Annotated in this window: 17 protein-coding genes and 2 pseudogenes; 11 read left to right on the forward strand and 8 right to left on the reverse strand. The window is 70.7% G+C overall.

Features of this window, described 5'->3' with window-relative positions; genetic code table 11:
• Positions 1-464 (forward strand): helix-turn-helix domain-containing protein (locus ACLEQD_RS06735; RefSeq protein WP_410382649.1); only part of this gene is annotated, 464 nt, incomplete at its 5' end.
• A 4-nt stretch (positions 465-468) separates the two neighbouring features.
• Here the strand turns inward: ACLEQD_RS06735 and ACLEQD_RS06740 are convergent.
• The gene (locus ACLEQD_RS06740; RefSeq protein ID WP_410382650.1) at positions 469-1,395 is read right to left on the reverse strand and encodes a DMT family transporter; all 927 of its coding nucleotides are present in this window, start codon (positions 1,393-1,395) and stop codon (positions 469-471) included.
• Between the two features lie 185 nt (positions 1,396-1,580).
• On the opposite strand from ACLEQD_RS06740, the gene ACLEQD_RS06745 reads away from it, so the two are divergent.
• The gene (locus ACLEQD_RS06745) at positions 1,581-2,498 is read left to right on the forward strand and encodes a pseudouridine-5'-phosphate glycosidase (protein ID WP_410382652.1); all 918 of its coding nucleotides are present in this window, start codon (positions 1,581-1,583) and stop codon (positions 2,496-2,498) included.
• Positions 2,499-2,519: 21 nt separating this feature from the next.
• Here ACLEQD_RS06745 and ACLEQD_RS06750 read toward each other — a convergent pair whose 3' ends face one another.
• Positions 2,520-3,014, reverse strand: coding sequence for a GAF domain-containing protein (locus ACLEQD_RS06750; RefSeq protein WP_410382654.1), 495 nt, complete (start codon positions 3,012-3,014; stop codon positions 2,520-2,522).
• A gap of 74 nt (positions 3,015-3,088) precedes the next feature.
• On the opposite strand from ACLEQD_RS06750, the gene ACLEQD_RS06755 reads away from it, so the two are divergent.
• A complete protein-coding gene (locus tag ACLEQD_RS06755; protein ID WP_410382656.1) occupies positions 3,089-3,820 on the forward strand; it encodes an SIR2 family NAD-dependent protein deacylase in 732 nt (243 codons plus the stop codon).
• A gap of 10 nt (positions 3,821-3,830) precedes the next feature.
• Here ACLEQD_RS06755 and ACLEQD_RS06760 read toward each other — a convergent pair whose 3' ends face one another.
• Complete coding sequence (locus ACLEQD_RS06760; RefSeq protein ID WP_410382658.1) at positions 3,831-4,949, reverse strand: two-component regulator propeller domain-containing protein; 1,119 nt, start codon at positions 4,947-4,949, stop codon at positions 3,831-3,833.
• A gap of 440 nt (positions 4,950-5,389) precedes the next feature.
• Positions 5,390-7,183 (reverse strand): hypothetical protein, encoded by a 1,794-nt coding sequence (locus tag ACLEQD_RS06765; protein ID WP_410382660.1) that lies wholly within the window; start codon positions 7,181-7,183, stop codon positions 5,390-5,392.
• 248 nt (positions 7,184-7,431) lie between these two features.
• Between ACLEQD_RS06765 and ACLEQD_RS06770 the strand changes: the two genes are divergently transcribed.
• Positions 7,432-10,494: a poly(A) polymerase gene (locus ACLEQD_RS06770; RefSeq protein ID WP_410382662.1), complete on the forward strand. Its 3,063-nt coding sequence runs from the start codon at positions 7,432-7,434 to the stop codon at positions 10,492-10,494.
• A 23-nt stretch (positions 10,495-10,517) separates the two neighbouring features.
• Here ACLEQD_RS06770 and ACLEQD_RS06775 read toward each other — a convergent pair.
• Positions 10,518-11,764, reverse strand: a pseudogene (locus ACLEQD_RS06775) (DUF6068 family protein).
• A gap of 310 nt (positions 11,765-12,074) precedes the next feature.
• On the opposite strand from ACLEQD_RS06775, the gene ACLEQD_RS06780 reads away from it, so the two are divergent.
• Genes ACLEQD_RS06780 through ACLEQD_RS06790 form a run of 3 tightly spaced genes read left to right on the forward strand, consistent with a single transcriptional unit; the run spans position 12,075 to position 14,467 of the window.
• Positions 12,075-12,845 (forward strand): zinc-dependent metalloprotease, encoded by a 771-nt coding sequence (locus ACLEQD_RS06780; RefSeq protein WP_410382664.1) that lies wholly within the window; start codon positions 12,075-12,077, stop codon positions 12,843-12,845.
• A 9-nt stretch (positions 12,846-12,854) separates the two neighbouring features.
• Positions 12,855-13,652, forward strand: coding sequence for a trypsin-like serine peptidase (locus tag ACLEQD_RS06785; protein ID WP_410382666.1), 798 nt, complete (start codon positions 12,855-12,857; stop codon positions 13,650-13,652).
• Positions 13,653-13,690: 38 nt separating this feature from the next.
• A complete protein-coding gene (locus ACLEQD_RS06790; RefSeq protein WP_410382668.1) occupies positions 13,691-14,467 on the forward strand; it encodes a zinc-dependent metalloprotease in 777 nt (258 codons plus the stop codon).
• A gap of 61 nt (positions 14,468-14,528) precedes the next feature.
• Here the strand turns inward: ACLEQD_RS06790 and ACLEQD_RS06795 are convergent, their stop codons facing one another.
• The 3 genes from ACLEQD_RS06795 to ACLEQD_RS06805 all read right to left on the reverse strand — a co-directional run bounded on the left by ACLEQD_RS06795 (position 14,529) and on the right by ACLEQD_RS06805 (position 16,709).
• The gene (locus tag ACLEQD_RS06795; RefSeq protein WP_410382669.1) at positions 14,529-15,848 is read right to left on the reverse strand and encodes an Ig-like domain-containing protein; all 1,320 of its coding nucleotides are present in this window, start codon (positions 15,846-15,848) and stop codon (positions 14,529-14,531) included.
• A gap of 229 nt (positions 15,849-16,077) precedes the next feature.
• Positions 16,078-16,416: a hypothetical protein gene (locus ACLEQD_RS06800; protein ID WP_410382671.1), complete on the reverse strand. Its 339-nt coding sequence runs from the start codon at positions 16,414-16,416 to the stop codon at positions 16,078-16,080.
• Complete coding sequence (locus ACLEQD_RS06805) at positions 16,413-16,709, reverse strand: TetR/AcrR family transcriptional regulator (protein ID WP_410382672.1); 297 nt, start codon at positions 16,707-16,709, stop codon at positions 16,413-16,415. The genes ACLEQD_RS06800 and ACLEQD_RS06805 overlap by 4 nt, the downstream gene beginning before the upstream one ends.
• Before the next feature lie 97 nt (positions 16,710-16,806).
• Between ACLEQD_RS06805 and ACLEQD_RS06810 the strand changes: the two are divergent.
• The 4 genes and pseudogenes from ACLEQD_RS06810 to ACLEQD_RS06825 all read left to right on the forward strand — a co-directional run bounded on the left by ACLEQD_RS06810 (position 16,807) and on the right by ACLEQD_RS06825 (position 22,197).
• Positions 16,807-18,500: pseudogene (locus ACLEQD_RS06810) on the forward strand (acyclic terpene utilization AtuA family protein).
• Between the two features lie 27 nt (positions 18,501-18,527).
• The gene (locus ACLEQD_RS06815) at positions 18,528-19,691 is read left to right on the forward strand and encodes an acyl-CoA dehydrogenase family protein (protein ID WP_410382674.1); all 1,164 of its coding nucleotides are present in this window, start codon (positions 18,528-18,530) and stop codon (positions 19,689-19,691) included.
• A 9-nt stretch (positions 19,692-19,700) separates the two neighbouring features.
• Complete coding sequence (locus ACLEQD_RS06820) at positions 19,701-20,579, forward strand: SDR family oxidoreductase (RefSeq protein ID WP_410382676.1); 879 nt, start codon at positions 19,701-19,703, stop codon at positions 20,577-20,579.
• 1 nt (position 20,580) lies between these two features.
• The gene (locus ACLEQD_RS06825; RefSeq protein WP_410382678.1) at positions 20,581-22,197 is read left to right on the forward strand and encodes an acyl-CoA carboxylase subunit beta; all 1,617 of its coding nucleotides are present in this window, start codon (positions 20,581-20,583) and stop codon (positions 22,195-22,197) included.

A 22,197-nucleotide genomic window follows, 5' to 3' on the forward strand; every position in this document is an offset into this window, starting at 1 on the left:
CCCGGGGGCTGGCGGGCTTCGAGCTGGAGGTGCCGCCGCTTCGGGAGCGGCGGGGGGACGTGCCGGTGCTGCTGGAGCACTTCGCGCTGCGCGGCGCCCGGCAGGGAGGGCGGGAGGCGCCGGTGCTGGGACCGGAGGCCCGGCGCCTGCTGGCGGAGTATCCGTGGCCGCAGAACGTGCGCGAGCTGGAGCTGGTGGCGGAGCGGCTGGGGCGCGTGTACGCGGCGGGCCACGTGGGCATCCCGCAGCTGCCTCCGGAGGTGCGCGAGGGCGCGGTGGGGCAGGCGCCTCGCACGTTGCAGGAGCAGGTGGCCCGCCTGGAGCGCGACGCCATCGCGGAGGCGCTGCGCGAGTCCGGCTGGAAGAAGGTCCGCGCGGCGGAGCTGCTGGGCATCAGCCGGCCCACGCTCGACCGGAAGATGGAGGAGTACGGGCTGACGCTGGAGCGCGGGACTCGCGGCTGAGCCGTCAGGCCTTCGTGACGGCGGTGTCCTGGCGGCGGCTGATGAGCACGCCCGTGAGGATGAGCGCCGCGCCGAGGATCTGGAACAGGGTGGGGCGCTCGCCGCGAATCGCCCAGGCGGTGAGGGCGGCGACCACGGGGATGCCGGTGCCGTAGAGCGTCGTGCGGTTGGTGCCCACCTGCTGCACGCTGCGGAACCACACGAAGTACGCGAGCACCAGCGGCACCAGCGCCGAGTACACCAGGGCGACCCAGCCCGCGGCGCTCACGCGCGACGTGTCCAGCGCGATGACCTGGGAGGCTCCGGCCAGCACCACGCCCGGGGCCCCCGTGAGCATGGTGATGGCGGTGACGCGCAGCGCGGACACGCCCGCGCCCACCGCGCGCGTGCCCACCGTGTAGATGGCCCAGCACAGCGAGCTGCACACAATCAGCGCGTCGCCCACCCACGTCGCCGCGCCCAGGTCCGGGCCCCGCGCTCCGACGACGAGCAGCATCCCCACGACCGCGAGGGACAGGCCCGCGACGACCGGGCGCCGCAGCCGTTCAATCCCGAGCGCCGCGCCGAGCGCCGCCGTCACCACGGGGCTGACCGCCGTGAGCATCCCGCTGTTGGCCGCCGTGGTCCGCGCGAGGCCCTCGATGAAGAACAGCTGGTACAGCGTGTTGCCCACGAACCCCAGCGCGGTGAGCCGCAGGAGCGTCTTCCACGGCATCGGCTTGTGGCCTTCCACCGCGAACAACACCAGCCCCATCGCGAGCGCCGCGAGCCCGAAGCGCAGCGACATGAAGGCCCGGGGCGGCATGCCCTCCAGCGCGTCCTTCACGAGGGTGTAGTTCGTTCCCCAGACGACCACGACGGCGATCATCGCGACGTCGGAGGCGGAGAGGAGGCGGGCGGGCGCTGCGACGGCGGGCGACGAGGTGCTCACGCGGCGGGGCATAGGGCGCCGCGAGTCCGGATGCAACCGACGGAGCTGCAACGAACAGGCGGCCCCGCGACGCTTCCACGGCGGGTGACCCGCACGCGCGGTGCTCCGCCCGGGCGACGTCGCGTCGACGTTTCCCCACGCCCGTGCTTGTCGGGCCGCCCCGCCCATGGCGTAAATGCCCGCCCATGGACTTCCGCTATTCGGACGAGGTGCGGCGCGCGAAGGACTCCGGGCAGCCGCTGGTGGCGCTGGAGACGAGCGTCGTCGCGCAGGGCCTGCCGTATCCCGACAACCTGGCCGCCGCTCGCGCGTGCGAGGAGGCCATCCGCCGCGCCGGCGCCGTGCCCGCGCCCATCGCCATCGTGGACGGCGAGGTGTGGATTGGCCTGGAGGACGCCGCGCTGCGCCGGCTGGCCGAAGGGAAGGAGAAGCTCCTCAAGCTGGGCTCGCGCGACCTGGCCGTGGCGCTGGCCACCCGCGCCAGCGGCGGCACCACCGTGAGCGCCACGTGCGAGCTGGCCGCGGCGGCGGGCATCCGCGTCTTCTCCACCGGCGGCATCGGCGGCGTGCACCGGGGCGCCGCCGAGCACTGGGACATCTCCCAGGACATCGCGGCGCTGTCGCGCTACCCCGTCGCCGTGGTGTGCGCGGGCGCCAAGTCCGTGCTGGACCTGCCCAAGACGATGGAGCTGCTGGAGACGGCGGGCGTGCCCGTCATCGGCGTGGGCACCAACGAGCTGCCGTCCTTCTACAGCCGCGAGTCCGGCCTCTCCCTGGAGCACCGCGCGGACGACGCGGAGGCCGCCGCGCGCATCGCCCATGCTCGCTTCGACATGCTGGGGCAGGGCGGCGTGCTCTACACCGTGCCGCCTCCGGCGGAGGCCGCGCTGGGCCGCAACGACGTGGAGCTGCACATCGCGTCGGCGCTGGCGGACGCGGACCGCCAGGGCGTGCGCGGCAAGGCCGTGACGCCGTTCCTCCTGGGCGAGATGGCGAAGCGCACCGGCGGCAAGAGCCTCAAGACGAACCTGGCGCTGCTGGAGAACAACGCGCGCTTCGCGGGGGCGCTGGCCGTGGCCTACGCCCGCCTCGCGAAGCGCTGAGCTCCGGCGCGACGGTGGCGCTCAGGCCGCGCGGTGCTGGAACCAGGACACCAGGTCCTCCAGCGCCGCGCGGTCCACGTCGTCGAAGGTGTTCTTGTGCTCGGAGTCGATGTCGAGCACCGCGAGCAGCTCGCGGTTTCGCCCGAACACGGGCACGACGATCTCCGACGCGGAGCGCCCGTCGCAGGTGATGTGGCCCGGGAAGGCGTGCACGTCCGCCACCACCACCGTCTCCCCCTTCGCCGCGGCCGTGCCGCACACGCCCTTGCCGAAGGTGATCTCCAGGCACCCGAGCGTCCCCTGGTAGGGGCCCACGCGCAGCAGCTTCCCGGGCGTCACCACCCGGTAGAAGCCCGTCCACAGGTGGCCGAAGGCGTGGTGCAGCAGGCAGCTCATCGTCGCCATCGCGCAGATGTCGTCATCCACGCCTTCGAGGATGGCGACCGCGTGCGTCTTCAGTTCGGCGTATGCCTCGGTCTTGGGCTGACCGCGCAGATCCAGGGTGACTTCGGCCATGATGGGGTCCTCTGTCAGGAAGTCCGTCCCGCCCCTTCTAACAACCCTCGTGCCCGCTGGCACAAGGAGGCTGTGTGGAACCGCTCGTCCTGGATTCGCGAACCCGTCTGCTCGTGCTCACCGGTGCTGGAGTCTCCGCGGAGAGCGGGGTGCCCACCTTCCGGGGCATGAACGGGCTGTGGGAGAACCACCCCGTCGAGGCGGTGGCGTCCCCCCAGGGCTTCGAGGCGAACCCCGCGCTCGTCTGGCGCTTCTATTCGCAGCGCCGGGCCGGGGCGGCGGACGTGAAGCCCAACCCGGGCCACGACGCGCTGGTGCGCTGGGAGCAGCACCTGGGGGACCGCTTCCTCCTGGCCACCCAGAACGTGGACGGCCTGCACACGAAGGCGGGCAGCCAGCGCGTGGTGGACATGCACGGCAACCTCTTCCGCACGAAGTGCGCGGACTGCGCGCGCGAGCCCTTCGCCGACACCACCGTGCACCCGTCGGGCACGGTGCCGAGGTGCGACGGCTGCGGGGGCCGGCTGCGGCCGGACATCGTCTGGTTCGGGGAGATGCTGGACCCCAAGGACCTGGCGCGCATCGGCGAGTTCATCTCGCGCCAGGACGGCACGCGGCTGGTGTTCCTGGCCGCGGGGACGTCCGGCGCGGTGTGGCCGGCGGCGGGCATCGTGGACGAGGTGCGCTCCGTGCGCGGGGACACGTGGCTCGTGAACTACGAGTCCGCCGCGAACACGGAGCGCTTCCACCACTTCGTCCAGGGCCAGAGCGGGCAGGTGCTGCCCACCCTGGCGAAGCTCGCCTGAGGCCCCGGGCTCACGGCCCCCGGAGGACCGTGAGCCCCTGGTCGGTGAGGACCAGCAGCATGCTCGGCTTCACGCTGGGCTCGTAGACGAGCTGCAGGACGCGCTGGCCGGACACCTCCCGCACCTGGGCCAGCGTGGTGCCGTCGGCCTCCAGCCGCCAGAGGCCGGCGCCGTTGGTGCCGATGTAGAGCGCGCCGTCGTCCGTCGCCTTGAGCGAGAGGATGCGGTTGGTGGGCAGGCCCGCGAGCTTCGACCAGTTGCCCGCCGAGCGGGACTTCGGCGTCAGCGCCCAGACGCCGTACTGCGCGCTGCCCAGGTAGTAGCGGCCCGAGCTGACCTGCTCGAAGGCGCGCCAGTAGTCGTCCGTGGCCTGCCCGTTGAGCGCGTCGTTGTAGCTCTTGAACTTCCAGGGTGTGGGGCCTTCCCAGGTGAACTCGCGGTCCCACTCCTCCAGCTTCGGGCTGGGCACGAGCACGCCGAGCATCTGCTCGTTGGCGACGAGGACGTCACCGTTGGGCGCGATGCCCAGGCCATGCATGTAGGGACACTGCAGCGAGCCCCATTCCGAGCCGTCCTCGAAGAGGTACCAGCCCGGGTGCCGGTGGCTGTTGTAGGTGAGCCCCTGGATGCGCGTCACGCCGTGGTTGGTGGTGATGTAGAGGTCGCCGCGGTCGCGGCCGCGCGTCACGCGGGCGCAGTTGAGGACGGAGCGGTCCTCCTCGTAGTGGAAGTCATTGGTGTTGTGGATGCCCGCCTGACGGTCCTTGTTCGACGCGCCGGTGGTGCGCCACAGGTGCTCCTCCAGCGTGACGCTGCCGTCGGGCTGGACGCGGACGGCGTCGAGGTCTCCCTTCTGGTACTCGGCGAAGCGCTCGGGCGAGTAGCCCGCCTCGCCCTTCCAGGGGATGTACGTGCGTTGCTCGATGCCCTCGGCGCGCTTCATCTCGTTGGCGGTGTAGCCGACGTAGGCGCGTCCGGCCTCTCCGCCGCAGATGACCGAGGAGCTCATCGCGAGCGCCTCCGGGCCGAACGGCTCGCGCGCCTGACCGACGCCGGTGGTCCACGTGGGCGCGGTGTCGCCCGGGCGAAGCACGCCGATGCGGCGGCCGTCGAGGAGCCAGAGGTTCAATCCCTCATCGACGCCGACGCTCTGGGGTTTGCCGACGCCATACGAGCGCGTGTAGTCGAGCACCGCGTCCGTGGGCCACGGGCCCGCGTCGGGTGTTTCGCCGGTGCCGGCATCCGGATCCGGCGTCGTCCCCGCGTCGGGGGTTCCGCCCGCATCGGGTGTCCCCCCATCTTCGTCAGGAGGGAGCGTGCCTGCGTCCGGAATGGAACCCGGCGGGGGGAGCGTGGGAACTTCGTTTCCGTCGGATGGGTCGACGACAGGGTCGTCGTGCGGATCAACTGTTGGCGACCCGCCGTTGCAACCCGCCGACAGCAAAGACATGACCACCAACCCCGTCCCCACCACGCCTGCGCGAATACCCATTCCGTGTCTTCCTCCACGGGGGCTCCATGGCAAGACCCGGGCCAGCGTGTTTCGCGAGCGTGGGGTTCGGCGAAGGCCTACGCGTCGCGGTCCGCTCGCTTCCCTACGAAGAGCCGCCGCGTTTCGATTCGCGCGAGGCAGCGCGCACCGCTCGCGGAGCATGCGATGGGTTCGAGGCCCGCGGCTTCAAAGAAGGGGCGCTGCTCACGGGTCCTCAGGTCGAGCACGGCAAGGGCCGCACCTGCATCCCTTCGGCTGTTTCCACGTGCGTGCTCGTCAACCACCACGACTGCGTCCGGCCCGGCCCAGAGCATTGGCAGATCATAAGACGAATAGAGCCCCTCGACTCCTGGGGGTGGCTGCAGCTGCTTTCGCGCCCACGACGGAAAGTCCCCTGCCGACTCCGTTCGAGCGCCCCCTTCAAGCATGACGACGATGGGCACTTCGTCGCGCTCAGCGCGAACGCCGAGCACGTCACCCGCGAAGCACAACTGCGTGAAGCCGAACGTCAGGTGCTCGTCGCTGCGGAGCACCTCGCGGACTTCTCCCGTGTCGACGTCCATGACGACAATGACCGTGGGATCCGTCTGGCTGTAGCCCTGGGAACGTTCGTTGACGTGTCCTGGCGTGACGAGCGCAAGCGCGAGCTGTCGACGCGTACCGGCGATGGCCGTGCAGAGCCCGGGTAGCTCGAAGACCTCCTGGCCCTCGATTGCCACCGCCGAACGTCCCCGGCGCCACCAGGCCGTGGCGAGACGCTCGCCCGCGAAGGCGCCAACGGCATGGGTCGTCGGCTCATTGAACACGCGTTCAAAGCCTCGATAGGCCGCATCGCCGTGCGCACGCGCGCCCACGAGGGCCCGGGTGAGTCGGGTGACAAGGCGACGTCGCTGGTGGGGACTGCGCTCTTCGAGTTCCGCGATGCCAGGGCGTCGCGCGGTGTGCAGCAGGAACTCGCATCCCCCGTCGTCACCGATGGATACCAGCTCTGTCTCGAAGCCGGCGCGGGGCGTGTACTCGCTCGGCGTCGCGCGTACGCAGAAGAGGGAACGCGGCACGCCAGCTTCGAGCGCCACGGGGACTCCGAGCCAGCGCGCCACCTTCGCGACAAAAGCAGCGCCCACCTCCGAGTCGGCCGCTTCGATGCTGCTGCCATCGAGCCAGATCCCGTCATCCAGCACGTAGCGCGTGCCGAGGGGATGCTCCTCGACCCTGAGCTTCAGTCGAAGTGGAGCCCCTTTTTCAATCCCAGGCCGCGCGAATGACAACACGCGGGCTGCCGGCACCGCTTCACCCTCGATGAGCTTCAGGGAGACCTCAGCCCAGTGCTGTCCGGCGAGCTGTGTGAGGACCTCGCTGAAGCCATCGGCAGCAGAGTGCTCAAGTGCTGCCTGGACGGAAGGAGGCACGTGCGTGCCTTCAAGCCTGGGCTCGAAGCGTTGTTCTTCAATCTCGATGCCATGGAAGAGCGGACCCTCCAGGGTGTAGCCCGAGAGCACGACCTCGCCTGTCGGAGCGGCCTGCGCGATCACCATGGCAGTGCCGTCATACAGAGAGACGTGCAGGGCTTCGCAGCCGAGCGTGCGCGCGATGGCCCCCAGCCTGTGCTCGCCGGAGGCACCGGGCTCCGCGAGCAGCTCCAGCGGGGCCGTCTTGACGACAGACCAGCCTCCGAGGCCGGCCCCGAGCGCGAGGGCCCACCGGTCGGAGGTCGCACCCGTCCCGTACTGCATCCGGTCCCACTTCTCGCGCTTGCGCCGCACGTAGGGCGCCGCCACGAGCCCTTCTGTCAGGCAGAGATCACGGATGGCTCTTTCCAGCGCATCGAGCTCGTCCGTCCGGAAGAGCGTCACCTGTCCCCAGTCACCCATGGAGCGCCGTATATCGGAATCTGCGGAGTGAGGCCTGCCTTGAGCCTTGAAGGCACGCAACCATCCAAACCAGTGCATTCGAGTTGGAGCTGGGAATCGCGAAGGATCGCCATGTGAAACGCCTGGGGCGCTGAGCCGCTGGGCCTTGCGAGGGTGCGTGTCAGGCGGACTTGAACCGACGCGTCAACGCGGCGCGTGCGCGGCCCGTGTTGGCGTGCCTTCCAGTACCCTTCGCCACGAGCTCCGCCATGTCCCAGGAACGCTTCACGACCAGCCGCGAGGTGTATCACCGCATCCGGTGGGATCCCCGGCTCGACGCCCGCGAGTTCGCCGTCGGCTACGACGCGCATCGCGGTGCGATGGAGGAGATGCCCTTCGAGGCGTTCGTCCCCGATGGCGAGATTCCGTGGCACCGCGTCTGGTACTTCAAGCGCGGGCCCCAGGTGGTATGGGACCGCAAGGAGCGCATCGACCTGCTGAGCCATGCCCGGCCCGAGGAGGAGGAGCCCGCTCCGCCTCCGCTCCTCGCGGTGCCGGGCTTCACGCCGCTGCCCGCGTGGCGGTACGACGCGCGCTCGGGCTCGTGGACGGAGCGTTCGGGGGAGCCGGGCCACGCGGTTCCCAAGCCGGCTTCGCTCACCGTCGCCACCTTCAACGTCCTCTTCGACCTGTACGACGCGGAGTTGCTGGCGACCGAGCGCAGGACCCCGGCGGCGCTCACGCTGCTCCGCGAGACGGACACGGACGTCATCGCGCTCCAGGAAGTCACCCCGTCCTTCCTTCGGGCCCTGCTCGCGGAACACTGGGTGCGCGAGCACTACTGGATGTCCGACGGTCCTGGCGCGCACACCGTGGAACGCTATGGACAGGTGCTCTTGTCTCGCGTGCCGTTCGCCTCCGTGTGGCAGCGCGTCTTCTCCCGGGACAAGCGCATCATCACCGCCGAGCTGCGCCTTGCCGAGGGCCCGCTGTGGGTGGCCACTCCGCACCTGACGAGCAACCGGGACCCATCCGGAGCCTCCGCGCGCGCCGTGCAGATCGAGGCCCTCCTCGAATGGGCCCGTGCACTCGGTGCCACGGGTGACCAAGCGGCCCCGGACCTGATGCTGGCCGGTGACTTCAACTTCGGTGACGGGGCGCCGGAAGCGGAGGCGTTCTCGCGTGCGGGCTTCGTGGATGCGTGGTCCGCATTGCGGCCTTCGGAAGCGGGGGAGACGTTCAACCCACGGCTGAACACGCTGGCGGCGCTCACCACCGTCTCGGGGCGGCTCCAGCGGTTGGACCGGGTGCTCGTGGCGTCTCCGTCGGGCCGGCTCGCTCCCGCGGCCGTGGACCTCTTCGGCGAAGCGCCCCTGGCGGGCCCTCCCGCGCCCACCGGGCAGGCCCTCTTCGTGTCGGATCACTTCGGAGTGCGCTGCGTCCTGCGCCGGGAAGCGGCCACGCTCGCGCCGCGGGCCCAGACGGCGCTGGTGCACCACACCGCCCTGGTGCTCATTCCCCCGGAGGACGTCTGGGGACCCATCCAGGCGCTGCGCAAGAAGCACGACGCGAAGTTCCAGCGGTGGATGCCCCACGTCACGCTGCTGTATCCGTTCGTCCCTGAGGACGACTTCGAGACGGCGGAGGCGCTCCTCGTGGATGCCCTCCAGGGCATCGAGCCCTTCGAGGTGACGCTCTCCGCGTTCAGCCACTTCGAACACCGCGCCAACGCGACGGCGTGGCTCCGTCCCGAGGAGCAGCCCTCCGGCGCGCTGGCGGCCCTGCACGCGAGGCTCGTGGCGGCCCTGCCCGAATGCGCCACGTCCTCCCATGGCGGCTTCACGCCCCACCTCTCCGTGGGGCAGCTCCCGCGCTCCTCGGACGCGGACCTCGCCCGCACGCTCGCGGAGTGGCAGCGAAGCTGGCGGCCACTGAAGTTCCGCGTGGGCGAGCTCTGTCTCATCCGGAGGAGGGGCGACACCCCCTTCGAGGTCATCCGGCGCATTCCCCTGGGACAGGGACGGGGCGCACCCCCGGAGCATGAGGACGCTCCGCTGCGCGAGGCGCTGGCCTCGCTCGACGCTGGCGAGTCCCAGGACGGACACGCGGCCAGGACCGCGGCGGTGGACACCCTTCGCCAGCACTGCGAGCGGATCGGCGCCACGCTGCACCCCTATGGCTCGTATCTCCTGGGCACGGATGGCGCGGGCAGCGACGTGGACGCGGTCGCCATCGGTCCGGCGAGCCTGCCCCGCGAGGACTTCGCGCGAGCGCTCCTCCAGGCGCTGGCACCCGGCACGGCTCGCTACGTGGCGGACGCCGCCATCCCGCTGGTGAAGCTGTCCCTGGGAGGCGTGAGCTTCGACCTCGCCTATGCGAGCCGTCCAGAGGGTGTTCTCGCGGAAGACCCCCTGACGCTGCTCGCGCGGGATGGCGACCGGCTCGACTCCGCGGGCCTCCGCGCCGTGCTGGGACTGGCGGACACGCTGGGCCTGATGGACGCCCTGGCCCATGACAGTGCACGGACCGAGCGTTTCCGGACCCTGCTGCGCGCGGTGAAGGCCTGGGCGCGGGCGCGGGGCCTCTACTCGCACGCGCTGGGCTACCTCGGCGGCTTGTCGTGGACGCTGCTCGCGGCCTGGGCCTGCACCCGCGCGACCCCGGACGCGATGCGCTCCGACGCGTCGCTGCTCGCGCACTTCTTCAGCACCTTCGCCTCCTGGCCGTGGCCCCAGCCCGTGGCGCTCACACCCGAGACGGCGCGCTACCGGCCCGACGGCAAGCGAGACCTCCTGCCCGTCATCGCTCCCGCGCTCCCCGCGCGAAACACCGCGCGCAACGTGTCGCGGTCCACGTTCCGCGTCATCCGGGAGGAGCTGCTCCGCGCCCGCGAGCTCGTGGCCAACGCCCGCGCCACGCGCACTCCCTCCGCGTGGGCCGCGCTCTTCCAGTCATTCAACGCCATGGAGGCCCCACCGGCCGCGCTGCGCCTGTCCGTCGAAGCCGCCACCTCCGAGGACCGGGAGCGCGTCGCGGGTTGGGTCCTCGGACACGCCACGGCCCTGGTGTATCGGCTGGAAGGGGACCGGCGTCTCTCCGTGCGTCCCTTCCTGCCCGCGCACGCTGGAGGCCCCCTGCTCATCGGGCTGGAAGTGCGCGAGGCCCGGGACGTGGCGGCGTTGTCCTGGCAGCCCCAGGGGCCGCTGTTCGCGGCCGTGGAGGCGTTCCGCGCCTCCTTCCAGGAATGGGCGCACCGCCCGGCCGGCGCGGGGCTCCAGGTCGAGCTCGTGCGAGGCAATGACAGCTCACGGAGCGATGCACCGGCTCCGTAAAGCCTGTCACCCGGACGCCCGCGTCACTTCGCTCCCGCGAGCCACGAACCCCAGCGCACGATCCGCGTGCCGCCCTCCGGAACGTTCTGGCCGCCCGTCACCACGCGCTCGGTGCTGCTGGCGAGCGGCTGGAAGCGCGCCTCGTAGGGCAGCCCCGCGAGCCCCGGCGCCCACGGCTCGGCCGCGTAGGTCTCGGAGAAGACGCGCTGGGTGCCCTCGACGTCCTCACTGCTCCGCGTGATGAGGGCAGGCACGTCGCGCCCTCCGCGCTGAACGTGCCGCGGGTGCCGGACACGGCGGCGGCGGGCGGCCATTCCCCCGCGGACAGCACCTCCCAGGGCAGGCCCATCAGCAGCTCCTCCAGGGGCTCCGGCTCGGCCTGGGAGAAGTCCGAGCACGGGGCGGCGTTGGCCTCGACGGGGCCCTCGGTGCGCAGGAGGAAGCCGCGCTCGGCGGTGAAGCACACGCGCTGCACGCCGGGTCCGGGGCCCACGTCCACGAACCGCTCGTAGTACGCGCCCGGGCCCAGGGGCCGCTCCAGCGCGGGCACGGGGGCGCTGGCCTCCGCCGAACCCTCACGCACCTCGCGCAACGTCAGCTGGAAGCCCCCCTGTGCGCCGAAGCCGGACGCCTCCATGCCCGCTTCAATCAGGCCACGGGTGAGGTACAGCGGGCCCGGCGCGTTGGCGTACACGCGCGTGCTCAGCGGGCCGTCCACGGGGCGCTGGTCGCTGACGTAGCGGACGGCCTCCCAGGTGCGGCCCGCGCTGGACGCGACCTCGGCGGAGGCCTTGCCCCCGTGAGGGACTTCGAGCAGGCGCGTCGTGTCCGCGCGCACGGGCAGGACCAGGTCCTGCGCCAGTCGCGCCTGGGAGAGGGGCTTGCCGGACGCGTCGCTGAAGGCCACGCGCACCCACACCCAGGGCTGCTGCACGGCCACCACCTCCAGCGTCAGCTGCCCCTGAAGGGTGCGCGCACTGCCGCCACCGCCGCGAGGCGCGGGGCCCTGCGTCGCGGTGAAGGCGTAGGTGACGCGGTCTCCCACGCGTGCGCGCGCCCAGGCCTCGGCGGACTGCACGGACGCGGTGTCCTGGGACCGCGTGTCGGAGGGGGACGGGCCGCTCGACTTCGTGCTCTCGCAGCCGGGGAGGAACGACAGGGCCGCACCCAACAGCGCGGCGATGGGGAGGGAAGGGCGCATGGACATGGGGACGGGATACCCCGGGAGTGGATTCACTCCCAGCTTTGGCAAGATCTGCATGGATTGCATGAATTTCCGGGGTAAATAGGACCCCGGGGAGGGTGACTGATTGAAAGACACCCCTGTCCGAAAACAGGAGGGCCGCCATGGAGCAGGCAAAAGAACCGTCGTGACGGGTACTTGCAGTTCAAACTGTCACGCTGTTTTACGCTCAGATTCTTGGAAGCTGGAGTATCGGTGCTCCAAGAAATTCAACGAAACCCAGTTATTCCCTCTGACGCCTGGCTGGCCCGGCAGTTGCTCAGTGGCGGGGCAAGCTGTCCGCGGCTGACGGGAAGGTCAGGCGGCAGCGGATCTCCCCCGAACAGAGGAACGACGAATGTTCAAGAAGGCGGCAGTCCTCGTGGCGAGCTGTGGTGCGTTGCTGTCCGGCTGCGGTAGCGACGTCGAGAGCGATAACCAGGAGATCGTCTCCAACCTGATCGAGGCCGGCTTCCCCGCCGACGACATCATGGTTGCCGATGGCCAGGTGTACGTGGGCCGTGACGCGCAGGTGAGCCTGGAGGCGTCCCGCGAGATGCTCCAGACGGGCAAGGAGACCCAGGAGCAGTACCGCACGACGAACCTCGTCTCCTCCACCGTGAAGAAGATCTGCATCAACCCCACGTCCACGTTCAACAGCTACAGCCGCCTGAGCCAGGGTCTGGACCTGGCCATCCAGAACTACAACCAGCGCGGCCTGAGCTTCACCATGGCGCGTGGCCCCACCTCGGGCTGCAGCGCGAACATCACCGCGACGGTGACGTCCGGCGCCGGCGGCTCCGCGGGCTTCCCGTCGGGCGGCAGGCCCTACGGCACCATCAACATCGGCACCGCCCTGCAGAGCTACAGCGTGGACGTGAACGAGCACGTCATCACGCACGAGCTGGGTCACACCATCGGCTTCCGTCACTCGGACTACTACAACCGCTCCATCTCCTGCGGCGGCTCCGCCACCAACGAGGGCTCCGCGGGCGTGGGCGCCATCCTCATCAGCGGCACGCCGAGCAACGCGACGGTGGGCGGCTCCATCATGAACTCCTGCTTCCGTTCGACGGAGAGCGGCGAGTTCACCAGCACCGACATCACGGCGCTGAACGCCCTGTACTAGCATCAAGGAATGGCGTTGCGACCCCTTGAGTCCTTCATGAGTCCGTGGGGTCGCATCCTCGCGGGCACCTTCCTCCTGGGCCTCACGGCCTGTGGAAAGGAGAAGGTGCCCGCGGCTTCCCATCCGGCAGTCTGTGAGAGTCCCGCGGCGTCGCGGGTGCGCCAGCCGTCGGAGGTGCATGGCCTCACGCAGTGCGGCCCGACCGCCGACTTCACCCCCATCAACAGCTACCAGGGCGAGTTCGCGGACGTCGCGCAGGCGAGCGAGGACGCGGTCGTCCTGATTGACGGGCGCTGCACCGGAACGCTGATTGAAGCGAGCGCGGGGCCCGTGGTGGTGACGGCGGGGCACTGCGTCGCGCTCGGCGACCGGCCGCTGCTCGTCTTCAACTTCGAGGAGCAGTCAGACGGCGACCCGCTCATCACCGAGGGCACCGTCATCGAGCAGTCGCTCGAACCCGACTACGCGCTCATCCAGCTCGACGTGCTTCCCAAGGTGGCGCCGGTGCTGCTGACGGCCGTCCCCAGCGAGCGCCTGGCGATCATCCAGCATCCCCGGGGCAAGCCCAAGGCCATCGCCGAGGGCGAGTACCTGGATGCGTGCAACTCGCTGGTCTACTACGTGGACCTGGACACCCTGGTCGGAAGCTCCGGCGCGGGCGTGCTCAACCGCCAGGGACACCTGCTGGGCATCCACACCGACGGCGATTGCGACGACACCGGCCGCGGCGCCAACCGGGGTTGGACGATGGAAGCGATTGTCGCGGCGTCGCCGTACCTGGTGGACGCGGACATCGTCGAGCGCTGAGGCCGGACTCCGCTCGACAGGACCCGAGGGAGACGACCATGTTCAAGAGTGCGGCGGTGTTCGTGGTGGGCTGTGGTGCGTGGCTGTCCGGCTGCGGTACCGACCTGGAGCAGGAGCACCAGGAGATCGTCTCCAACCTGCTGGAGGCGGGGTTCCAGGCGGGCGACATCCAGGTCTCGGGGGAGGCGGTCTCCGTGGGGGGCGACGCCCTGGTGAGCGTCGAGGCCTCCCGCGAGATGCTCCAGTCCGGGGGGGACAGCGCGGAGCAGTACCGGACGACCAACGTCGTCAGCACCTCCCTCGTGAGGAAGATCTGCATCAACCCGACGTCCACGTTCAGCAGCTACAGCCGGCTGAGCCAGGGCCTGGACCTGGCCATCCAGAACTACAACGCGCTGGGCCTCTGCTTCACGATGGTGCGGGGGCCCACCACCGGCTGCAGCGCGACCATCGTCGCGAAGACCGCGGCGGGCACGGGCTACAGCTCGGGCTACCCCTCGGGGGGCCTGCCCTACGGGACCATCACCATCGGTACGGGGTGGAACACCGCGCCGCTGGACACGGTCGAGCACATCGTCACCCACGAGCTGGGGCACACGCTGGGCATGCGCCACTCGGACTACTACTCCCAGGTCATCAGCTGCGGCACCGGGGGCAGTGAAGGCACGGCGGGCGTGGGGGCCATCCTCATCCCCGGCACGCCCGCCACGTCCTACGTGAACGGGTCGATCTTCAATGCCTGTCTCCCGCCGAACCCGACCGGTGAGTTCACCAGCACGGACATCACCGCGCTGACCTACCTCTACCGCTGCTGAATCCGGCGGAGCGCGGCCCGGAGACGAAGAGAGCCGTCCCCGGGCCGCCGGGTGTTTCAGCTCAGGGCACGGTGACGGTGATGGGATTGCTGCGGCGCTCGTTGCCCGCGCGGTCCGTGGCGATGGCGACGAGGGTGTGCGTGCCGGACAGGCCCGTGGTGTCCCACGTCTTCGTGTACGGCGCGGTGGTCGCGAAGGGCGTGAGCCACACGCCGTCCACCTCGAAGATGACGTAGGCCATGGCCTGGCTGTCGCTCGCGGAGGCCGCCAGCGTGACGACGCCGCTGACCACCGCCCCGTTGGCCGGCGAGGTGATGACGGAGAGCGACGGCTTCGCGTTGTCCACGATGAACGTCCGCGTGTAGAGCACGGACGCGTTGCCCGCGGCGTCGGTCGCCTGGAATCCCAGGGTGTACGAGCGGTTGCCCAGGAACAGCGTGTTCCACGAGTAATAGTAGGTGCTGCCGCTGCTGGTGGGGTTCGACGACACCACGGCCCCGTTCTGGAAGACCTGCGCCAGGGCCACGGGCGCGCCACCCTGCAGGGCCACCGTCCACGACGCGTTGACGGTGCCGCGCACGTAGTTCTGCATGATGGGCGGGTTCTGGGGCTGGCTCCCGACGATCAGCGGGGGATTGTTGTCCACCGTGACGCTCACCACGCTGGAGGTGCCGCTGTTGCCGGCCGCATCGAAGGCCTGCGCCGTCAGCGAGTGCACCCCCGACGCCTGCGACGTCGTGTTCCAGGAGACGGTGAAGGGCGCCACGGTCGACGACCCGATGGGCGTGGTGCCGTCGAAGAAGTCCACGCGGGCGACGCCCACGTCATCCGTCGCGTTCGCGGTGACGGCGACGGTGGAGCGCACGTAGCTGCCCGGGGCCGGCGCGGTGAGCTCCACGGCGGGCGCCTGGGTGTCGGGATCCTCCTCCAGGAGGAGCTGGCCCGTCCGCGCCGTGAGGCGGTCGGTGACGGTCTGGAGCGCGGCGTTGAACGCCTCGGTGCCGGGCGTCAGCCGGTCCATCGCCTGCCCGCGGTGGGCCTGGGCAGACACGTCCGCGGCAGTCTTCGCGGACAGGTCATACGCCAGGGTGAGGGTGAGCTTCAGCGGATGGCCCTTCGCGTCGAGCACGTCAAAGGCGAACTGTCCTTCCGCCGCGCTGCCCCGCGACAGGTCGCGCAGGCGCAGGGGAGCGCGCGTCAGGTCCAGCTTCCCATCGGCGCGCGTCGGCCAGTCCCGGAGCAACTGGGCGACGCTCTCCCGCGTGCCGGACTCCTTCGCGAGCCAGCTCCGCACGAAGTCCTCGGGGGCCTCGGGGCCGCTCAGCCGCGCCACCAGCCGGCCGAAGGTTTGCGCATCCTCCTGCCGGGTCTGCGACGACACGGTGGTGTCGGGGGTGCTCGGGACCTCACCACATCCAACGACAGCCAGGGCGCCCGCACCGACGAGCGCGGCGACGAGACCGCGGGTCCCTCTTGAAACGATTCGCATCTGGATTTCCCCTCAGGCGGGCACCCGCGTGGGGTGGGGCGCCCGTGGCGAAAGACATATCAAGAATGCCTTTCCCGGGTTCAGGGGAATTCGTCTTGAAAAGCTTGCTGCCCCAAGCGCATCAGTCGGCTTGCATCGCGCGCTTCGGCGTGAGCTGTGCTTCGAGCGTCCGGGCCCAATGGGCAAGCACCTTGCGGCGCCGGGCGGTGTCGTCGTGGAGCAGGTTCGCGAGCGCCAGGCCGCGCAGGAGGTCCAGCGTCGCGCGCACGGCGTCGCGCACGTCGCGGTCGCGCTCATCCAGGCCCAGCAGGTCCACGGTGAGCCGGTGCACCTCGCGGCCCACGTGCGTTTCGAGCGGAAGCAGGAGGGCCTTGAGCTCCGCGTCGGCCCCGGCCGCCACCCACAGGTGCGTCGCGGCCGTGAAGAGCGGGCCGGCGTAGACGTCATGGAGCAGGTTCAAGAGGGCTCGACGCGCCGCCGGCTCTCCGGCAGGCCCTTCGCGCGCCGCACCAGCTCCTCGACCTGCTGGTGGAAGACGTGCTCCACGGCGGCCGCGACCAGGGCCGCGCGCGTCGGGAAGTGGTGCTGGCAGGCGCCGCGCGACACCCCCGCGCGCTCGGCGATGGCGCCCATCGTCGCCCCCGCCCAGCCCTTCTCCACGAGCACCTCGATGGCGGCCGTCATCAGCTTCTGCCGCGTCACCCGGCTGCGCTCCTGCTCCTGCCGTGTCGTTCCGCTCGCCGCGCCGCTCATGGAGCCACACTGTTGCGGTGGGAAGAAAAAAGCAATCGTGATTGCTTTCTTTGGGTGGCGGGGTACAGACTCGCCGCTCCCTGGCACAGGAGGTGCGATGGACGGGCGATCGCTGCGCATCGGCAATGCATCCGGCTTCTACGGCGACCGCTTCTCCGCGTTCCGGGAGATGCTGGAGGGCGGGCCGCTCGACGTGCTCACCGGCGACTACCTGGCGGAGCTGACCATGCTCATCCTGGGCCGCGACCGGCTGAAGAACCCGGACGGCGGCTACGCCCGGACGTTCCTGCGCCAGCTGGAGGAGACGCTCGGGCTCGCGGTGGAGCGCAAGGTGCGCATCGTCGCGAACGCCGGTGGCCTCAATCCGCAGGGGCTCGCGAACGACCTGCGCGCGCTCGCCACGAAGCTGGGGCTGTCCGTCAACATCGCGCATGTCGAAGGCGATGACCTCGTCGGACGCGCGGATGAGCTTGGCTTCGACCAGCCCCTCACGGCGAACGCGTACCTCGGGGGCTGGGGCATCGCGGCCTGCCTCGACGCGGGCGCGGACATCGTCGTCACGGGGCGCGTGACGGACGCTTCGCTCGTCGTCGGCCCCGCGGCCTCCCACTTCGGCTGGAAGCGCGACGACTGGGACCGCCTCGCGGGCGCCATGGTCGCGGGCCACGTCCTGGAGTGCGGAGCCCAGGCCACGGGCGGCAACTTCGCGCGCTTCGGTGAAATCGACGTGCGCCGGCCCGGCTTCCCGCTGGCGGAGGTCTTCGCCGACGGCTCGAGCATCATCACGAAGCATCCGGACACCGGAGGCGCCGTCACCGTCGACACGGTGAAGGCCCAGCTCGTCTATGAAATCGGAGGGGCCCGCTATGCCGGCCCCGACGCCACCGCGCGCTTCGACACCATCGTGATTGAAGCGGAGGGCCCCGACCGGGTGCGCCTGTCGGGCGTGCGCGGCGAGCCGCCCCCTCCGGACGTGAAGGTGTGCCTGAACCGGCTCGGCGGCTTCCGCAACGACGCCCAGTTCGTGCTGGTGGGCCTGGACATCGAGGAGAAGGCCGCGCTCGTGCGGACGCAGCTCAACGCGACGCTCAAGCCCCGGCCCTCGGAGGTCCTCTACACGCTCGCGCGCACCGACCACGCCGACGCCCCGAGCGAGGAGCAGGCGTCGGCGACCCTGCGGGTCACCGTGAAGGACGCCGACCCGAAGGTCGCCGGCCGGGCCTTCACCGGCGCCGTGGTGGAGCTCGCCCTGTCCAGCTACCCCGGCTTCTTCCTGCCCGCGCTGCCCGGGGAGGCTTCGCCCTTCGGCGTCTACACCGCGGGCTATGTGGACGCGCGGAAGGTGCCGCACGTCGCGGTGCTCCCGGATGGGCGGCGCATCGACGTGTTGCCGCCGGAGGAGACGCGGAAGCTCGAAGCCGTCCCCGCGCCGTCGCTGCCCGCGCCGCGCTGGAGGGGCCCACCCGGCGCGCGCCGCTCGGTCAGGTCGCCCTGGCCCGCAGCGGCGACAAGGGCGGGGACGCGAACATCGGCGTCTGGGTCCGCACCGACGAGGCGTGGAGCTGGCTCGTGCACACCCTCACGGAGGAGCGGCTGCGCACGCTGCTGCCGGAGACGCAGGCGCTCCAAATCCAGCGCCACGTGCTCCCGAACCTGCGCGCCCTGAACTTCGTCATCGAGGGGCTGCTGGGCGAAGGCGTCTCGTCGTCCACCCGCTTCGACCAGCAGGCGAAGGCGCTGGGCGAGTGGCTGCGCTCGCGCCACGTCGACGTCCCGGAATCGCTTCTCTAGCGCGCCCCCAAGTCCACCGAGGAAGCCATGCAGCAGACCCAGGAACACCGCGCCATCCGCCAGACCGTCCGCAAGTTCGTGGAGCAGGAGCTGAACCCGCACGTCGACGCCTGGGAGGCCGCGGAGCTCTTCCCGGCCCGGGAGGTGTTCCGGAAGCTGGGCGAGCTGGGGCTGCTCGGCATCACGAAGCCCGCGGAGTACGGCGGCCTGGGGCTCGACGCGTCGTTCTCCGTCGCCTTCGCCGAGGAGCTGGGCCACTGCACCTGCGGCGCGCTGCCCATGGCCATCGGCGTGGTGACCGACATGGCGACGCCCGCGCTCGCCCGCTTCGGCAGCGACGCGCTGCGACGGGAGTTCCTGGCGCCGACGCTCACCGGCGAGCGCGTCTGCTCCATCGCGGTGAGCGAGCCGGGCTGCGGCTCCGACGTGGCGAGCGTGACGACCACGGCGCGCCGCGATGGCGACGACTACGTCATCGACGGCAGCAAGATGTGGATCACCAACGGCATGCAGGCGGACTGGGTCTGCCTGCTCGCCAACACGGGGGATGGACCGGCGCACGCGAACAAGTCGCTCATCATCGTGCCCATGGACCGCCCCGGCATCACGCGGTCGAAGATCCGCAAGCTCGGCATGTGGGCGTCCGACACGGCGCAGCTCTTCTTCGACGGCGTGCGCGTCCCCACGCGCTTCCGCATCGGCGACGAGGGGCGCGGCTTCGCCATGCAGATGCAGCAGTTTCAGGAGGAGCGGCTGTTCGTGTCCGCGAGCACGCTCGTCACCTTCGACCGGCTCATCGCCCAGACGGCCGAGTACACGCGGCAGCGCAAGGCCTTCGGCCAGTCCATCCTCGACAACCAGAGCGTGCACTTCCGGCTCGCGGAGCTGCAGACGGAGGTGGAGTCGCTCCGGGCGCTCATCTACCGGACCGTCGGCCTGTACATCGAGAACAAGGACGACCCGGAGGTCGTGAAGCTCGCCTCGATGTGCAAGCTCAAGTCGGGCCGGCTGGCCCGCGAGCTCGTCGACGGGTGCCTCCAGTACTGGGGTGGCATGGGCTTCACCTGGGACAACCCCGTCGCCCGCGCCTACCGCGACCTGCGCCTGGGCTCCATCGGTGGCGGCGCGGACGAGGTGATGCTCGGCATCATCAGCAAGGCCATGGGCACGCTGCCCCGCAAGGCACGCTAGGAGAACACGATGGGATACCGTTCAGTCTTCGCTCCGGATGCGTTCGCGGACCGCACCCTCATCGTCACCGGCGCCGGCAGCGGCATTGGCCGGTGCACCGCGCACGAGCTCGCGTCGCTCGGCGCGCACGTCGTCCTTGTCGGCCGCAAGCAGGAGAAGCTCGCGAAGGTCGCCGGGGAGCTGGCCGCCGAGGGCCATGCGTCCACGCAGCACGCCGTGGACATCCGCGACGAGGCCGCGGTGCGCGACATGGTCGCCGCCGTCGTCAAGGAGCGCGGCCGCATCCACGGGCTGGTGAACAACGCGGGCGGGCAGTTCCCGTCGCCGCTGTCGGCCATCTCCAAGAAGGGCTTCGAGGCGGTCGTCGCGACGAACCTCACCGGCGGCTTCCTGGTCGCGCGCGAGGTGTTCAACCAGTCCATGACCGACCACGGTGGCGCCATCGTGAACATGCTCGCGGATGCCTGGAACGGCATGCCGGGCATGGGGCACTCGGGCGCGGCCCGGGCCGGCATGTTCAACCTGACGCAGACGGCCGCCGTCGAATGGGCCTTCGCCGGGGTCCGCGTGAACGCCGTCGCGCCCGGCTGGGTCGCCTCCAGCGGCCTGGACACCTACGAGGACCCCTTCGTCCGCGAGATGATCCCCATCCTGCGCAAGCAGGTGCCGCTGCACCGGCTGGCCACGGAGGCGGAGGTCAGCGGCGCCATCGTCTTCCTCCTCTCCGACGTGGCGGCGTTCATCACCGGCGAGGTCATCCGCATCGACGGCGGGGCGTCCTGCAACACGAAGGCGTTCCCGCTGTCGGAGCACTCGAACTCCAAGCCCTACGACGGGTTCCACCTGGCCCAGGGGCCCGCCATCCTCGACGGCCCGAAGGAGAAGTGACGTGCCCACGCTCGTCTCCCAAGTCGAACCGGCCTCCGCCGCCTTCACCACGCAGCGCAAGGAGATGCTCGCCCGCGTCGCCGAGCTGCGCGCCATCGAGCAGAAGTCGCGCGACACCGAGCAGCTGGCCCGCGAGAAGTTCAAGCAGCGCGGGCAGCTCCTGCCGCGGGAGCGCCTGGCGCTGCTGCTCGACCGGGGCTCGCCCTTCCTGGAGCTCTCCACGCTCTGCGGCTACAAGCACCACGACGACAGCGACGGCTCGCTGGCCGGTGGCAACACCGTCATCGGCATTGGCTTCGTGTCCGGCGTGCGCTGCCTGGTGTTCGTGAGCAACTCCGCCGTGAAGGGCGGCACCGCGACGCCGTGGGGCGTCCAGAAGGCCCTGCGCGCGCAGGAGATTGCCCTGGAGAACCGGCTGCCCGTCGTGTCGCTCGTGGAGAGCGGCGGCGCGAACCTGCTCTACCAGCAGGAGATCTTCATCCCGGGCGGGGAGACCTTCTACAACCAGGCGAAGCTGTCCGCGGCCGGCATCCCCCAGGTCACCGTCGTCCACGGCTCCAGCACGGCGGGCGGCGCGTACATCCCGGGCCTGTCCGACCATGTCGTGATGGTGCGCGGCAAGGCGAAGGTGTTCCTCGCCGGCCCGCCGCTGCTGCTCGCGGCCACGGGCGAGGTCGCCACGGACGAGGACCTGGGCGGCGCGGAGATGCACACCACCGTGGCCGGGACCTCGGACCACCTCGCGGAGGACGACGCCGACGGCATCCGCATCGCGCGGGAGATCGTCGCGTCGCTCGGGTGGAACGACGCGCTGCCGCAGCCCGCGCGCCCCGGCTTCGAGCCGCCGCGCTACGCGGTGGAGGAGCTGTGCGGCGTCGTGCCCATCGACCACCGGAAGCCCTATGACTGCCGCGAGGTGGTTGCCCGGCTGGTGGATGACTCGGACTTCTCGCCGTTCAAGGACGACTACGACGCGCTCACCGTCTGCGGCTGGGCGCGCATCGAGGGCCGGGCGGTGGGCATCATCGGCAACAACGGGCCCATCACGGCGAAGGGCGCGACGAAGGCGGGGCAGTTCATCCAGCTCTGCTGCCAGGCGCGCACGCCCATCGTCTACCTGCAGAACACCACCGGCTACATGGTGGGCACCCAGTCCGAGCAGGGCGGCATCGTGAAGCACGGCGCGAAGATGCTGCAGGCCGTGGCGAACGCGACCGTGCCGCAGATGACCCTTCTGCTGGGGGGCGCCTTCGGCGCGGGCAACTACGGCATGTGCGGCCGTGCGTTCCACCCGCGCTTCATCTTCGCCTGGCCCAACGCGCGCACCGCGGTGATGGGCGGCGAGCAGGCGGCGAAGGTGCTGACCATCGTCGCCACGGAGAAGGCCCGGCGCGCGGGGCTGCCGCCCGACCAGGAGTTCCTGGACGGGATGGCGAAGCCGCTCATCGAGCAGTTCGACCAGGAGTCGGACGCCTTCCACTGCAGCGCGCGGCTGTTCGACGACGGCGTCATCGACCCCCGGGACACGCGGCGGGTGCTCGGGTTCATCCTGGCCACGTGCGACGAGGCTTCGCGCCGCACGCTGTCGCCCAACTCCTTCGGCGTCGCCCGGCTGTAG

The organism is Corallococcus sp. 4LFB, assembly GCF_046520365.1.
GTDB classification, from domain to species: Bacteria; Myxococcota; Myxococcia; order Myxococcales; family Myxococcaceae; genus Corallococcus; species Corallococcus caeni.

Bases quoted from the DNA above. Each gene is read 5' to 3' on its own strand.
- ACLEQD_RS06745 (WP_410382652.1), top strand. From the start codon at position 1,581: ATGGACTTCCGCTATTCGGACGAGGTGCGGCGCGCGAAGGACTCCGGG.
- ACLEQD_RS06750 (WP_410382654.1), bottom strand. From the start codon at position 3,014: ATGGCCGAAGTCACCCTGGATCTGCGCGGTCAGCCCAAGACCGAGGCA.
- ACLEQD_RS06765 (WP_410382660.1), bottom strand. From the start codon at position 7,183: ATGGGTGACTGGGGACAGGTGACGCTCTTCCGGACGGACGAGCTCGAT.
- ACLEQD_RS06770 (WP_410382662.1), top strand. From the start codon at position 7,432: ATGTCCCAGGAACGCTTCACGACCAGCCGCGAGGTGTATCACCGCATC.
- ACLEQD_RS06780 (WP_410382664.1), top strand. From the start codon at position 12,075: ATGTTCAAGAAGGCGGCAGTCCTCGTGGCGAGCTGTGGTGCGTTGCTG.
- ACLEQD_RS06785 (WP_410382666.1), top strand. From the start codon at position 12,855: ATGGCGTTGCGACCCCTTGAGTCCTTCATGAGTCCGTGGGGTCGCATC.
- ACLEQD_RS06790 (WP_410382668.1), top strand. From the start codon at position 13,691: ATGTTCAAGAGTGCGGCGGTGTTCGTGGTGGGCTGTGGTGCGTGGCTG.
- ACLEQD_RS06805 (WP_410382672.1), bottom strand. From the start codon at position 16,709: ATGAGCGGCGCGGCGAGCGGAACGACACGGCAGGAGCAGGAGCGCAGC.
- ACLEQD_RS06815 (WP_410382674.1), top strand. From the start codon at position 18,528: ATGCAGCAGACCCAGGAACACCGCGCCATCCGCCAGACCGTCCGCAAG.
- ACLEQD_RS06820 (WP_410382676.1), top strand. From the start codon at position 19,701: ATGGGATACCGTTCAGTCTTCGCTCCGGATGCGTTCGCGGACCGCACC.